Origin of the sequence: Nocardioides sp. 1609 (genome assembly GCF_004522105.1) — a bacterium.
Taxonomy (GTDB): Bacteria; Actinomycetota; Actinomycetes; order Propionibacteriales; family Nocardioidaceae; genus Nocardioides.
In genome coordinates, this window is record NZ_SPUJ01000005.1 from 75,925 (window position 1) to 89,548 (window position 13,624).

A 13,624-nucleotide genomic window follows, 5' to 3' on the forward strand; every position below is an offset into this window, starting at 1 on the left:
TAGGGACAGGTGAGACAGTGCGGACGACGCAGCAGGTGACGCGGAGGCGACGATGACGACGAGACGTGACCAGGAGTTCGAGGAGTTCGTCCTCGCCGCCTGGCCCCGGCTGAGACGGGCGGCCTACCTGCTCGCGCACGACAGCCACGATGCCGAGGACCTGGTGCAGACGGCGCTGACGCGCAGCTACGCCCGGTGGTCGGTGGTCCGGAAGGAGGGCGCCTACTCCTACGTGCACCGGGCCCTGGTCAACGCCTACATCGACTCCACCCGCCGGCGTCGGCCGGTGCCGGTCGAGCACGTGCCCGAGCGGGCCACCGAGGACGGCGACGCGGTCGAGGACCGCAGCGAGCTGCTCGACCTGCTCGCGCCGCTCTCCCCGCGCGAACGCTCGATCATCGTCTACCGCTACTACCTGGACACCCCGGAGAAGGAGGTCGCCGAGCGTCTCGGCGTCGCCCCCGGCACCGTCCGCAGCACCGCCTCGCGTGCCCTGGCCCGGGTCCGCGCCGACCAGGGGAGGAACCCCCGATGAAGCAGCAGGCAGACCTGCCCGACGACGACGCGATGGCCCGCCTGGTCGCCGCGGACCCCACCGCCCCGGTCCCACCCGATCTGACGGCGCTGCGGGCCGGTGGACGTCGCCTGGTGCGCCGCCGACGGCTCGCCGTGGGCGCGGCCGCCGCGGCCGTGGTGCTGGCGGTCGGTGTGCCGCTGGCGGTGGTCGGCGGGCAGGACGAGGCGGCGCCCGACCCTGGCCCCGCAGTCACCTCCGACGCCCGCCCCGACCCGAGCGACCCCCCGAGCACGGCCCCGACGTCGGCCCCGACCTCGCCGGGCGGCGGAGCGACCGACAACGTCGACCCCCCGCCGCCGGGCTCCGTGGAGCCCGTCCGGGTCCCGATCCCCGGCGGCGGCCGGTTCTCCGGGGAGTGGGAGGAGGGGGTGATCCTGGGCGAGATGGTCGAGCTGGGCGACTACTACGGCTACGAGCAGGTGCTCTACGCCGCCGCCCCCGGTCCCGCCGCCGACGACGGTGCCTGCATCTCGATCGGCGTCCGCTACCAGGGTCGGATCCTGCGCCTGCTCTGTGCGATCGGGCCCGCCGCCGACACCAGCGAGCGGTTCGTCATGTGGGGCGGCATGCGCGAGGAGCCCGGGGTGGTCGATGCCGTGGAGGGGTCGGGCTACCTGCTGGTCGGATCGGTCCCGGGGGACGCCGAGGTCTCGATCGCGGCGGAGGGACAGGCGCCTCGACCGGTCACCACCGCCCGCACCGACGTCGTCCCGGGCTACACCGTCTTCATCGACCAGGCACCGTGGGTCGAGTCGTGGGACGAGCTGCAGCTGGCCCCGCTCACGGTGACCACCGACACCGACCTGCGTCTCGACGTGCGGCGCCGCAGCTACGTCAGCTGAGCGCGCTCCGGGTCGGCCGGGATCCGGTTCGTGGGGGATCCCGGTCGTGGGGGATCCCGGTCGTGGGGGATCCCGGTCGTGGGGGATCCGGGTCGTGGGGGATCCGGGTCGAGCCGACCTCAGCCGAGCCGGACGTCGACGAGCGTGTCGCCGGGTGTGCTGGTGAGCGTGACGGTGCCGCCGTGCGCGGTCACGATCGCCTCCACCAGTGCCAGGCCCAGACCGACGCCGCCCTCGCGGTGCCGGGCGGCGTCGGCGCGGGCGAACCGCTCGAAGGCGTGGGGGAGGACCTCGGCGGCGAAGCCGGGGCCGTCGTCGTGGACGCTGAAGCCGTCGCGGCGTGCGGCGACGGTGACGGTGGTGCCGGCCGGGGTGTACTTGCGGGCGTTGGTCAGCAGGTTGGTCAGCACCTGGTGCAGCCGGTCGGCGTCGCCCTCGACCTCGACGGCCTCGTCGGGCAGGTCGAGGCGCCAGTGGTGCTCCGGTGCGACCACGCGGGCGTCCGCGACCGCCTCGAGCAGCAGCCGGGTCAGGTCGACCGGACGACGTTCGAGAGGGCGGCCGGAGTCGAGCCGGGCGAGCAGCAGCAGGTCCTCGACGAGGGCGGTCATCCGCTTCGACTCGTCGGCGACCTTCGTCAGCGCGGTCGCCGCGAACGCGGTGTCGTCCGGGCGTCGGCGGGCCAGCTCGGTGTAGCCGGCGATCGTCGTGAGCGGCGTGCGCAGCTCGTGCGAGGCGTCGGCGACGAACTGGCGCACCCGCTGCTCGCTCGCGTGCCGCGCGTCGAGGCTGGTCTCGACGTGCGCCAGAAGGGTGTTGAGGGCGGCGCCGACCTGGCCGACCTCGGTGCGCTCGTCGGTCAGGTGGGCCGGCACCCGTTCGGTGACGCCGATCTCGCCCGACTCCAGCGGCAGCGTCGCGACCGTGTGCGCGGTCTCGGCGACCTCGCGCAGCGGGCGGAGCTGACGGCGCACGAGGAGCAGCCCGGCGGCCCCGGCGAGCAGCACCGCCACCACGCCGAGGAGCAGCTCGAGGCGGACGAGCGACGCGACCGAGTCGTCGACGTCCTCGGTGGGGAGGCCGGTGACCAGGACCCCGCTGGTGGTGCCGGTCTCGAACGCCACGACCCGGTAGGTCCCGGCCCCGTCGACGTCGACCTCGTGCACGGTGCCGTCGGCCGGCACCTCGGCCAGGGTCTCGAGCGCGGCGTCGCTCAGGGGGTCGTTGTCGGGGCGGCGCGCGGCGAGGATCACGCCCTCGCCGGCGGCGGGGAACGCCAGGAGCGTGTCGGGGCCCTGGTTGCCGAGGGCGACCGGCGGCTCGTCCAGGCCGTCGGGCGGGGGCCGGGGGCCGCTCTCGCGGTCGACGGAGGCCAGCACCTTCTCGTCGAGCTGACCGGTCAGGTTGTCGCGCATGGCGAACGTCGTGGCGGTGCCGATGAGGAGCGCGAGGACCGCGACGAGCAGGACGGCGGTGACCACGAGGCGCGAGGTGAGCGAGACCGGGCCGCGCAGCCGGCTCACGACGTCGTGGCCGGCTTGAGGACGTAGCCGGCGCCTCGCATCGTGTGGATCATCGGGTCGTTGCCGGCGTCGATCTTCTTGCGCAGGTAGGAGATGTAGAGCTCGACGACGTTGGCCTGGCCGCCGAAGTCGTAGTTCCAGACGCGGTCGAGGATCTGGGCCTTGCTCAGCACCCGCCTCGGGTTGCGCATGAGGAAGCGCAGCAGCTCGAACTCGGTCGCGGTCAGCGTGATCTCCGCGCCCGCGCGCACCACCTCGCGGCTGTCCTCGTCGAGGGTGAGGTCGCCGACGGTGAGCACCGACGACGTCGCCGCCTGCTGGGCGCCGGAGCGGCGCATCAGCGCGCGCAGGCGGGCCACGACCTCCTCGAGGGAGAAGGGCTTGGTGACGTAGTCGTCGCCACCGGCGGTGAGCCCGGCGATCCGGTCCTCGACGGCGTCGCGGGCGGTGAGGAACAGCACCGGGACGTCGGGGTGGGTGCCGCGCATCCGGCGCAGCACCTCGAGGCCGTCGAAGTCGGGCAGCATCATGTCGAGGACGACGGCGTCCGGGTCGGTCGCCTTCGCGGCCGCCACCGCCCGGGTGCCGGTGTGGGCGGTCTCGACGTGCCAGCCCTCGTAGCGCAGCGCCATCGAGATCAGCTCGGCGATGTTGACCTCGTCGTCGACGACGAGCACCCGGACGGGCGAGCCGTCGGGGCGGGTGAGGCGGGGGACGACGTGGGGTGCAGCAGCCATGACGACACTGTGGACCGGCTGTCTGTGCGTTGTCTGTGAACGCGCTGGGGAGACCGGATGACCTCAGGGGCGTCGGTAGCTGCTGGGTGGGACGCCGACCAGCGCGGCGAAGTCCCGCCCGAAGTGCGCCTGGTCGTACCAGCCGTGGGCGGCGGCGAGGTCGGCCATCGAACCGTCGTAGCCGGAGTCGAGGGCGGTGACGACGTCGTGCATCCGGTAGCGGGCCAGCACCCACTTCGGCCCGACGCCGACGTAGCGCGCGAACAGCCGCTCGAGCGCCCGCCGCGACAGTCCGTGCCGCTCGGCGACGTCGTCGACCCGCAGGAGGGTGCGGTCGCCGAGCATGGCCTCGACGACGTGGAGCAGCCGGTCGTAGGCCGGGTCGGCCGTCTCGGGCACCAGGGGCCGCAGGGCCGCCGCGACGACCTCCGTCGCCGCGGCTGCCGGCGTGCCGGGGGCGAGGTCGGCGAGGACGTCGTGCACCTCGCGCGACAGCACCTCCGTGGCCGGTGCGGTGCGGTCGACCCACGCCTTGGCGTCGGCGCCGGTGAGCGCGACCAGCCCGCCCGGTCGCAGCTTGGCCCCGTGGACCCAGCCCGCGCCGGTGACCTCGACCTCGAAGCGCCGGGTCGTGACGCCGGTGACGAGCACGACCTCGCCCCCTGCCGCCGCCCGCGCGGCGCCTTGCTCGACGGTGAGGTTGCAGGCCGGGTGGGGGATGACGGCACTCGGGTAGGCCGTATCGTCGGGGAGGTCCCACGCGAGCGTCCAGTGGTACTCCACCCAGGGCGCCAGGTCGGCCGGCGTCTCGGTGCGCTCCATCGTCACGTGGCGCGCGAACTCGTCGGGGCGCAGGATCCCGGCCCGCGTCGACGTCGCATTTCTCCTAGCCGCCACGTCACGATCGTAGGGACGATCGGGGACATGACCTCGACACCCGCGACCACCCCGGCGACCGCCGTGCTCAAGATGACCACCCTCGACTGTGCCGACGTCCGCACCGAGGCGGCGTTCTGGTCGGCCCTGCTGGGCTGGGACGTCGCCCACGTGCAGGACGAGTACGCCATGATCACCGATCCCGGCGGCGCCTCGCCGGCGCTCGGCCTCGGCCAGGTGGCCGGCTACCAGCCGCCGGCCTGGCCCGACGAGGGCGGCCGGAAGCAGTTCCACCTCGACCTCGCGTGCGACGACGTGGCGGCGACCGAGGAGCGGGCCCTCGCGATGGGTGCCACCCTCGCCGACCCGCAGCCCGGCGAGACCTGGCGGGTCCTGCTCGACCCCGCCGGGCACCCGTTCTGCCTCACCGACGCCTCGAGGTGGTAGCCGGCGCACGTCGTCCGCACAGGCTCCTGACAGGTCCCCGCCCGACTGTCGAGGTCATGAACGACACGCGCACTCAGCACCCCGTCCCCGCGGCCGACCAGCCGGCCGCACCCGACCACGCTGCGGGCTCCGGTACCGGCACCGGTACGGGCACCGGGTCGGACGGCCCGGCACCGGTCGCCCCGCCGGGGTACGCCGAGACACCGGCGGCACCGGCGAGGACCAGCCTGCGCCACCGCGTCCTGGGCCTCCGCGGCGTGGTGGCGGTCTCCCTGGCCTCGCTGGTCCTCGGCGGGCTCGGCGGCGCCGCGCTCGGCGCGCTGAGCGACGGCAGCGACGGGCAGCAGGGTCCGGGCGGCTTCGGCGGTGGCCCGGGCGGCCAGCTCCAGCCCGGCCAGCAGGGCCAGCCCGGCCAGCAGGGCCAGCAGGGCCAGCCCGGCGGTGGTCTCCAGCCCGGGCAGGGCACCCCGCCCGACGGCGGGGTGCCGCCCGGCACCGCCCCGGACGGCACCCAGCCCGGCACCCAGCCCGACTCGTCGGGCGACACGGGCGGCGCCACCACCTGAGGCGGCCCGGCGCGTCGATCGCGCCGCCGAGGGCGGGGGCTCGCGCTACTGCCGGGTGGCCATCACGATCGCGACGACGGCGGCGACCACGACGAGCGCCGCGACCACGGCGGCCGCGATCTTCAGCGCGCTGTAGGGACGGTCGCCGATGACCTTGCCGGTGTTGGCGTTGACCAGCACCTGGTAGGTCTTGCCACCGTAGAGGTAGGTGGCGATCCACAGCGGCATCAGGATCAGCTTGAACATGGCCCTCGAGTAGGTGACGTCCATCTCGGAGATCCGCTGCTCGTCGCCGCCGATGTCGCGCTCGACGTCCTGGCGGATCACCTCGCGCATCTCGCCGCGGGCCTCCTCGGAGCCGGCCTGCGGGTCGACGTCGTAGCGGACGGCGGAGTATCCGGTGAGGTACTCGGGCTGGAACGGCCGCGCCTCCGACAGCGTCCAGGGACCCATCTTCTCGAGCTGCTCGCGCTCGAGGTGGTGGCTGGCGACCACGACGACGTCGTCGAAGGACCGGTTGACGCTGCCCGAGGCCCCCCGCCAGCGGGTGCGCCGCTCGCGGTAGGTCTCGGTGCGGTGCCCGCCCTTGCCGTCGGAGACCCGCCGGGTCCTCGTGACGTAGTAGTGGTCGCCGCGCTGGCCCTGGTAGTCGGTGTCGGTGCGGGCGTCGAAGGTCCAGTGCGGGAGGTAGGTGCCGCGCAGACCCTCGGTCGAGCCGACCCGCTTCAGGGCGTTCGGCGCGAACCGCCGCGAGCCCACCCACGCGCGGAAGTTCTCGCGGGCGCCGTCGCGGTCGACGTGGAACGGGAGCACCGCCTCCGGCTCGACGAGGCCCTCCTGCTTGGTGACGGCGACCAGCGCGCCGCTGCAGAACTGGCAGGTCGAGGCCAGGTCGGTGCTCTCGGACCGGGCACCGCAGTTGCCGCACTCGAGCTCGATCGCGGCCAGGGACGCCACGCTGACCCCGCCGTGCCTGGCGACCCACTCGTCGAAGGAGTGCTCGGTGATCGTCGCCTCGGACGGCGCGATCTCCTGCAGGGCGCCGCACGAGCCGCACCGCAGCGACGTCGTGCCCGGGGCGTACGCCGTCTGGGCGCCGCAGCTCGGGCAGACCGCACTCAGGTGCTCGTCGCCGACCTCGTGGTCGAGGGTGCCGTCGGTGTCGAGGTCGTCGAGGGTGTCGGGGGTGTCGGGGGTGTCGTCGCGCTGGTCGGCGACCTGGTCGGGCTCCGGTGGCTCCGGGTCCGAGAAGGGCAGGGGAGGAGGGGCGCCGGTGCCGGTCATCGCGTCGTCCTCAGGCGGTCGGGGGGACGGGCGGGGCGCTCGGCGGCAGCGGCGGCGGGGTCGCCGGGAACAGGGCCCGGATCTCCGCGACGTCGCTCGCCGGCGTCCAGGCGTCCATCCCGTCACGCCACACGAGCGTCTCGGGGGTCAGCTCGCCCGCGGCGACGCGCTCCTGCAGCTCGGACCGGTCGAGCGGTCCGACCTGCTGACCGCCGATCGCGACGAAGAACGCCGACGACGTGGTCGGCAGCGGCGGCGGTGCGGCGGCCGCCGGCGTCGCCGGGGCCGCAGCGGGAGCGGCCGGCGGCTGGGCCGGCTGGGCGGGCGGTTGCGCCTGCGGCGCGAGCGCGCCGGCCATCTGCTGGCCGAGCGCGACACCGACGCCGAGCCCGACCCCCTCGCCGGCGCCGCCGGGGTTGTTGGCGGCGTCGCCGATGGCGGTGGCGGCCTGGAACTTCGCGTACTGGTCGAGGTTGCCGAGCACGCCCATCGACGTGCGCTTGTCGAGGACCTCCTCGACCTCCTTCGGCAGCGAGATGTTCTCGATGACGAAGCGGGGGATCTCGATGCCCATCGAGCCGAGCTGCTCGGACAGGGTGAGCGCGAGCTTGTCGGCGATGCCCTGCTGGTTGGCCGCGAGGTCGAGCATCGGCACGTTGGCCTGGGCCAGCGCCGTGCCGAGCTGGGAGACGATCGACTGGCGCAGGAACTCCGAGACCTCCTCGGTGCGGAACTGCGGGTCGGTGCCGACCAGCTCGCGCAGCAGCTTGGCGCCGTCGGTGATCCGCAGCGCGTAGGTGCCGAACGCGCGGAGCCGGACCATCCCGAACTCCGCGTCCCGCAGCGTGACGGGGTTCTGGGTGCCCCACTTCATGTCGGTGTACTGGCGGGTGCCGACGAAGTAGACCTCGGCCTTGAAGGGCGAGTCGAACCCGTACTTCCAGCCCTTGAGGGTCGACAGGATCGGCAGGTTCTTCGTCTCCACGGAGTGGGTGCCCGGCCCGAAGACGTCGGCGATCTGGCCCTCGTTGACGAACACGGCCTGCTGGCCCTCGCGGACGACGAGCTGGGCGCCGTTCTTGATCTCGTTGTCGTGGCGCGGGAAGCGCCACACGAGGGTGTCGCGACTGTCGTCGAGGAACTCGATGATGTCGATGAACTCGCCGCGGATGGCATCCATCAGGCCCATGGGGTTGTCGCCTCTCTCTGCAGTCGGTCGTGCCGTGGGTCGTGCCGGCGTCCGGTGTACGAGACCGTAGTCGACCCCGACCGGGTGCTGCTCTCCTATCCACTCGACACCGCGTCGACACCAGGACGACGCCACCGGGCAGAATGGGGGGACCATGTCCTCCCCGCCCGCCGAGCGTCACGACGAGCTCGGCATCACCTACCCACCCGAGCTCCCGGTCAGCCAGCGGCGCGACGACATCGCGGCGGCGATCCGTGACCACCAGGTCGTCATCGTCGCCGGCGAGACCGGGTCGGGGAAGACCACCCAGCTGCCGAAGATCTGCCTCGAGCTGGGCCGCGGCCCCGGTGGTCGCGGCGGACTCATCGGCCACACCCAGCCGCGCCGGATCGCCGCGCGCTCGGTCGCCGAGCGGATCGCCTCCGAGCTCGGGACGACGATCGGCGACCCCGACAGCATCGTCGGCTACCAGGTGCGCTTCACCGACCGCACCTCGCGCGCCGGCCGGGTCAAGGTGATGACCGACGGCATCCTGCTCGCCGAGCTCCAGCGCGACCGGCAGCTGCGCAAGTACGACACGCTCATCATCGACGAGGCCCACGAGCGCAGCCTCAACATCGACTTCCTGCTGGGCTACCTCAAGCGGCTGCTGCCGCGGCGCCCCGAGCTCAAGCTGATCATCACCTCGGCGACCATCGACGTCGAGCGCTTCGCCCGGCACTTCGGCGGCGCCCCCGTCGTGGAGGTCTCGGGCCGCACCTACCCGGTCGAGGTGCGCTACCGCCCGCTCGTCGACGTGATGGAGGACGACGAGGAGGGCGAGCCGATCGTCCGCGACCAGACCGAGGCGATCGTCGACGCCGTCAAGGAGCTCGGCGCCGAGGGGCAGGGCGACGTCCTGGTCTTCCTGCCCGGCGAGCGCGAGATCCGCGACACCGCCGACGCGCTCTCCACGGCCCTCGGCGAGCGCGGGCCCGAGATCGTGCCGCTGTACTCCCGGCTCTCGGCCGCCGAGCAGCACCGTGTCTTCGCCGCGCACGGCGGCCGCCGCGTCGTGCTGTCCACGAACGTCGCCGAGACCTCGCTGACGGTGCCCGGCATCCGCTACGTCGTCGACACCGGCGTCGCCCGGATCTCGCGCTACTCGGTGCGCACCAAGGTCCAGCGGCTGCCGATCGAGCCGATCAGCCAGGCCTCGGCCAACCAGCGCTCCGGCCGCTGCGGCCGCGTCGCGGCCGGCATCGCGATCCGGCTCTACTCCGAGGAGGACTTCGAGTCCCGCCCCGAGTTCACCGAGCCCGAGATCCTGCGCACCAACCTCGCCTCCGTCATCCTCCAGATGACCTCCCTCGGCCTCGGCGACGTCGCCCGGTTCCCGTTCGTCGAGCCTCCCGACCGCCGCAACGTCCAGGCCGGCGTCCAGCTGCTCGAGGAGCTCAACGCCGTCCGGATCGGCGGTGACGCCGGAGGCGACCCGGGACCACCGCAGCGGGGGCACCACGACGGGCCACGGCTCACCGAGACCGGACGACGCCTGGCGCGGCTGCCGATCGACCCCCGGCTGGCCCGGATGATCCTGGAGGCCGAGCGGCTGGGGTGCGTGCGCGAGGTGATCGTGATCGCCGCCGCGCTGAGCCTGCAGGATCCCCGCGAGCGGCCGGCCGAGCAACGCCCGCAGGCCGACCAGCAGCACGCCCGCTTCAAGGTCGAGGGCTCGGACTTCCTCACCTGGCTCGAGCTGTGGCGCTACCTCAAGGAGCAGCAGCGCGAGCTGAGCAGCAGCGCGTTCCGGCGGATGTGCCGGCGCGAGTACCTCAACTACCTGCGCGTGCGGGAGTGGCAGGACTTCGAGTCGCAGCTGCGCCAGGTCTGCCGGGAGATGAAGATCGACGTCGGCCAGCCCGCCGACATCCCCGACGCCGACGGCATCCACCAGGCCCTCCTGTCCGGGCTGCTCAGCCACGTCGGCCTGCTCGAGGAGCGCGAGAAGGAGAAGCCCGGCGCCCGGTCGGGGGCAGGCGGCCAGGGCGGACGTCGTCCGATGCGCGAGTACGTCGGCGCGCGCGGCGCCAGGTTCGCGATCTTCCCCGGCAGCGGCCTGGCGAGGAAGAACCCGGCGTTCGTGATGGCCGGCGAGCTGGTCGAGACCGGCCGGCTCTGGGCCCGCCAGAACGCCGCCATCGAGCCCGAGTGGGCCGAGCGGCTCGGCGCGCACCTGGTCAAGCGCACCTACTCCGAGCCCCACTGGTCGAAGAAGCGGGCGGCGGTGATGGCCCACGAGCGGGTCACCCTGTACGGCGTCCCGCTGGTCGCCGACCGGCTCGTCCAGTTCGGCACCGTCGACCGGGCGGTGGCGCGCGAGCTCTTCATCCGCCACGCCCTGGTCTACGGCGAGTGGTCGACCCGGCAGAAGTTCTTCACCCGCAACCTCGAGCTGCTCGAGGAGGCCGCCGAGCTCGAGCACCGCGCCCGGCGCCGGGGCATCGTCGTCGACGAGCACACCCTGTTCGACTTCTACGACGCCCGGGTCGGTCCCGACGTCGTCAGCGGCGCACACTTCGACACCTGGTGGAAGCGCGAGCGACAGCGTCGCCCCGAGCTGCTCACCTTCGACCTCGACATGCTCACCCACGACTCCGCGGACGCCGTCCGCGAGGCCGACTTCCCGAGCAGCTGGCACGGCGACAGCCCGGCCGGCGGTGGGCGCGAGGGACTGACCTTCCCGATCAGCTACCACTTCGAGCCGGGCTCCGACGACGACGGGATCACCATCGACGTGCCCGTCGCGACGCTCAACCAGGTCAGCGACGCCGACTTCTCCTGGAACGTGCCCGGCCTGCGCGAGGAGCTCGTCACCGCCCTGGTCCGCAGCCTCCCCAAGAACCTCCGCGTCGCCCTCGTGCCCGCCCCCGACCGGGCCCGGTCCTTCCTCGGTGAGGTGCCGGCCGGCGAGGAGCCGCTGCTCGACGCGCTCGAGCGGTGGGTCCGCGCCACCACCGGCGTGGTCGTCCCGCGCGAGGCGTGGGACTGGAGCCGGGTCGCGGAGCACCTGCGGCCGACCTACCGCGTCGTCGACGACGCCGGTGCCGAGCAGGCGCGCGGCAAGGACCTCGAGGCGCTCAAGGCGCCGCTGCGGCCCCAGTTCGCGGCGGCGCTCGACGAGGTCGCGCACGACAGCGGCCTGGCCCGCACCGGCGAGACCGCCTGGACCTTCGGCAGCATCCCGGCCGCGATCACCGAGCGCCGCGCCGGTCACGAGGTGACCGCCCATCCGGCCCTCGTCGACGAGGGCGCGACCGTCGGGCTGGCCGTCGTCGGGTCCCCCGAGGAGGCCGAGGCCAGGCACCGTCTCGGCGTGCGACGCCTGCTCGCCCTCGTCGTCCCCGACCCGACCGCCCGGGTCCTCGGCGGCCTGGGCAACCTCGAGAAGCTCGGCCTGGCCGGCTCGCCGTACGCCACGGTCGCCGACCTGCTGGCCGACTGCCGCACCGCCGTCCTCGCCGACGTCGTCGACGCCCGCCCGCCGGTGCGCGACGAGGCCGGGTTCGCGGCGCTGGTCGCCGCGGCGTCCGTCGAGCACGAGGCGGCGGTGCGCGCGACCGTCGGCGACGTCATCGGCGTGCTCGACCGCTGGCGCACCACCGACAAGGCCCTCGGCGGCCGCGCCGACATGGCCCAGCTGCCGGCGCTGACCGACATGAAGGCCCAGCTCGGGCGGCTCGTCGTGCGTGGGTTCGTCGGCGAGGCCGGCGCGCTGCGACTGCGCCGCTACCCGACGTACCTCCGGGCGCTCGAGGTGCGCCGCGCCCGGCTCGACGAGGACGGCGGGGCCGTCGTCCGCGACCGGCAGCACCTCGACCAGGTCGCCTCCCTGCAGGAGGCCTACCTGCACCGCGTCGACGCGCTGCCGCCCGGCCGCCCGGCCGACGCCCGGCTGCGCCAGGTCCGCTGGATGCTCGAGGAGTACCGCGTCTCGCTGTGGGCCCAGCAGCTCGGCACCGACGGCCCGGTTAGCGACCAGCGCATCCGCAAGGCGCTGGGCTGAGGACTCAGCCCTTCTCGACCGACCAGCCCAGCTCGTCGGCGACGCTCCCGGCGGCGTCGGCGGCGATCGCGCACGTGGCCGGCTCCTCGCCGGTCCCGGGGTCGGTGCCGTACGCCGACAGGTCGACGGTGACCCACGCCGGCTCGGTCGGCAGGTAGAGCGAGCAGGAGCCGCCGCCGAGCACCGTCACGTACGCCGGGTCGCCGTCGACGTCATAGGGCTCGGTGATCGCGTCCTCGCCCTCGGTCTCGGTGAAGAGGCCGGGCAGCGGAGGGTCGAAGAGCGCCAGCCGCACGCTCCCGGCTGCGTCGTCGCTGGCCCACCGGCACTCGGTCCGGTTCGCCTTCGCCATCGCGTCGGGGACGTCGTCCGGCACGTCGGCCTCGATGTCCCTCGGCGTGCGAGGCTCCGGCGCGATGGCCGCCGGATCGTCGAAGACCTGCTCGAGGATCGCGTCGGGGAGCAACGCGCACACGTCGGTCTCCAGCCAGGCGTCGTCCGTCCTGCCGTCGGACCCGCCGTCGCCGCCGTCGTCGTCGGAGGAGCAGCCGGCCAGGGCGGCGAGGGTGACGAGCAGCAGGACGGGCAGCACGGTCAGGACCGGGGGACGACGCATGGCGCCACCGTTCCCCGCCCGCTCCGGCGCGAACCCCGTCGTGCGTAGGCTTGACCGGTGCCCGACCCCGCCCCCGACCCCCGCCCGCGCCAGCGGGCGCACCAGCGACCGCTGGCCCGCTGGTCGGCGTACTTCGACGAGTTCGAGGGCGGCGCGGACCCGGCGCTGGTCAGCGAGGCGGCGGACCGGGCGGCGACGTTGCTGGTGCGCGGCGCCCGCCACGTCGACGACGACGCCGTCGCCGAGCGGCTCCTCCACCTCGCCGACACCGAGGGCATCGAGACGGTCGCCGAGGTCTGGGCCGGCTCTCCCGCCGACTCGCTCGCCGGGTGTCTGTGGCGGCTCTACCTGCTCCGGTCCTGGGTCCACGCCGACCCCGTCCGCGTCGCCCGTGAGTACGACGCCGGCCGGTCCCGCGCGCAGGTCGCCGAGGTCGTCGCCGGCGTCGCCGACCCGCCCGGCCCCGCCGAGCTGCGCGCCATGGTCGACGACGTCCTGCGTGGCATCGCCGGCGGCGAGTTCGCCGACGTGCTCCTGCGCGCCGCGGCCTTCGGCCGGGTCGTGGCCACCGGTCGCGCCACCCTCGCCGAGACCTCCGAGCCCGACGTGCGCCGGATGCTCGGCCTCGCCGAGCAGCTCGAGGTCGCCGCGCGCCTCGAGCTCGACGGCCGGCTGTCCTGAGACCGGACTCACGGCCGCGCCGACCGGCTGGGGACGAGCCCTGGGGAATGCGCTCCGAGCGAGTAGGGTTGGACAGGTCGAGCACGTCGGGCTGTGGCAGCCCCGGGTCCCAACACAAGCCGCTACGAGCGGCCACGCGCCGTGAGGCGCTCCCCGGTCCGGCGTGCTCGACATTTCTCCGGGCCGCGACGCCGCGCCCGGGCCACGCCGCCGTCGCCCGCCGCGCAGGTGCCGGGTCGGC

The 13,624-nt window shown here is 74.2% G+C and carries 12 protein-coding genes; 6 read left to right on the forward strand and 6 right to left on the reverse strand.

The window, feature by feature from the left end; translation table 11 throughout:
* Positions 1 to 52: 52 nt before the first annotated feature.
* Together E4623_RS14215 and E4623_RS14220 are read left to right on the forward strand one after the other, a co-directional pair.
* Positions 53 to 535, forward strand: a complete 483-nt coding sequence (locus E4623_RS14215) for a SigE family RNA polymerase sigma factor (protein ID WP_134767221.1) — start codon at positions 53 to 55, stop codon at positions 533 to 535.
* Positions 532 to 1,419 (forward strand): hypothetical protein, encoded by an 888-nt coding sequence (locus E4623_RS14220; RefSeq protein WP_134767222.1) that lies wholly within the window; start codon positions 532 to 534, stop codon positions 1,417 to 1,419. Before E4623_RS14215 ends, E4623_RS14220 begins: the two co-directional genes overlap by 4 nt.
* A 119-nt stretch (positions 1,420 to 1,538) precedes the next feature.
* Here the strand turns inward: E4623_RS14220 and E4623_RS14225 are convergent, their stop codons facing one another.
* The 3 genes from E4623_RS14225 to E4623_RS14235 form a co-directional block, all read right to left on the reverse strand.
* The gene (locus E4623_RS14225) at positions 1,539 to 2,942 is read right to left on the reverse strand and encodes an ATP-binding protein (RefSeq protein WP_209020695.1); all 1,404 of its coding nucleotides are present in this window, start codon (positions 2,940 to 2,942) and stop codon (positions 1,539 to 1,541) included.
* Positions 2,939 to 3,679 (reverse strand): response regulator transcription factor, encoded by a 741-nt coding sequence (locus E4623_RS14230; RefSeq protein ID WP_134767223.1) that lies wholly within the window; start codon positions 3,677 to 3,679, stop codon positions 2,939 to 2,941. Before E4623_RS14230 ends, E4623_RS14225 begins: the two co-directional genes overlap by 4 nt.
* Before the next feature lie 63 nt (positions 3,680 to 3,742).
* Positions 3,743 to 4,576: an AraC family transcriptional regulator gene (locus tag E4623_RS14235; RefSeq protein WP_209020696.1), complete on the reverse strand. Its 834-nt coding sequence runs from the start codon at positions 4,574 to 4,576 to the stop codon at positions 3,743 to 3,745.
* A 27-nt stretch (positions 4,577 to 4,603) separates the two neighbouring features.
* Here E4623_RS14235 and E4623_RS14240 point away from each other — a divergent pair, with 27 nt between their 5' ends.
* Positions 4,604 to 5,002 (forward strand): VOC family protein, encoded by a 399-nt coding sequence (locus E4623_RS14240; protein WP_134767224.1) that lies wholly within the window; start codon positions 4,604 to 4,606, stop codon positions 5,000 to 5,002.
* Positions 5,003 to 5,058: 56 nt separating this feature from the next.
* On the forward strand, positions 5,059 to 5,568 hold the full coding sequence (locus tag E4623_RS14245; RefSeq protein ID WP_134767225.1) for a hypothetical protein: 510 nt from the start codon (positions 5,059 to 5,061) through the stop codon (positions 5,566 to 5,568).
* 45 nt (positions 5,569 to 5,613) lie between these two features.
* Here the strand turns inward: E4623_RS14245 and E4623_RS14250 are convergent, their stop codons facing one another.
* Complete coding sequence (locus E4623_RS14250) at positions 5,614 to 6,852, reverse strand: hypothetical protein (RefSeq protein ID WP_209020697.1); 1,239 nt, start codon at positions 6,850 to 6,852, stop codon at positions 5,614 to 5,616.
* 10 nt (positions 6,853 to 6,862) lie between these two features.
* Positions 6,863 to 8,041 (reverse strand): SPFH domain-containing protein, encoded by a 1,179-nt coding sequence (locus E4623_RS14255; protein ID WP_134767226.1) that lies wholly within the window; start codon positions 8,039 to 8,041, stop codon positions 6,863 to 6,865.
* A gap of 154 nt (positions 8,042 to 8,195) precedes the next feature.
* On the opposite strand from E4623_RS14255, the gene hrpA reads away from it, so the two are divergent.
* Positions 8,196 to 12,086 (forward strand): ATP-dependent RNA helicase HrpA, encoded by a 3,891-nt coding sequence (hrpA, locus tag E4623_RS14260; RefSeq protein WP_134767227.1) that lies wholly within the window; start codon positions 8,196 to 8,198, stop codon positions 12,084 to 12,086.
* Between the two features lie 4 nt (positions 12,087 to 12,090).
* Here hrpA and E4623_RS14265 read toward each other — a convergent pair whose 3' ends face one another.
* Positions 12,091 to 12,702 carry a DUF3558 domain-containing protein gene (locus tag E4623_RS14265; RefSeq protein ID WP_134767228.1) on the reverse strand — a complete coding sequence of 204 codons (612 nt, stop codon included), beginning with the start codon at positions 12,700 to 12,702 and terminating at the stop codon, positions 12,091 to 12,093.
* Between the two features lie 57 nt (positions 12,703 to 12,759).
* Here E4623_RS14265 and E4623_RS14270 point away from each other — a divergent pair, with 57 nt between their 5' ends.
* On the forward strand, positions 12,760 to 13,383 hold the full coding sequence (locus E4623_RS14270; RefSeq protein ID WP_245155079.1) for a hypothetical protein: 624 nt from the start codon (positions 12,760 to 12,762) through the stop codon (positions 13,381 to 13,383).
* Positions 13,384 to 13,624: the final 241 nt, after the last annotated feature.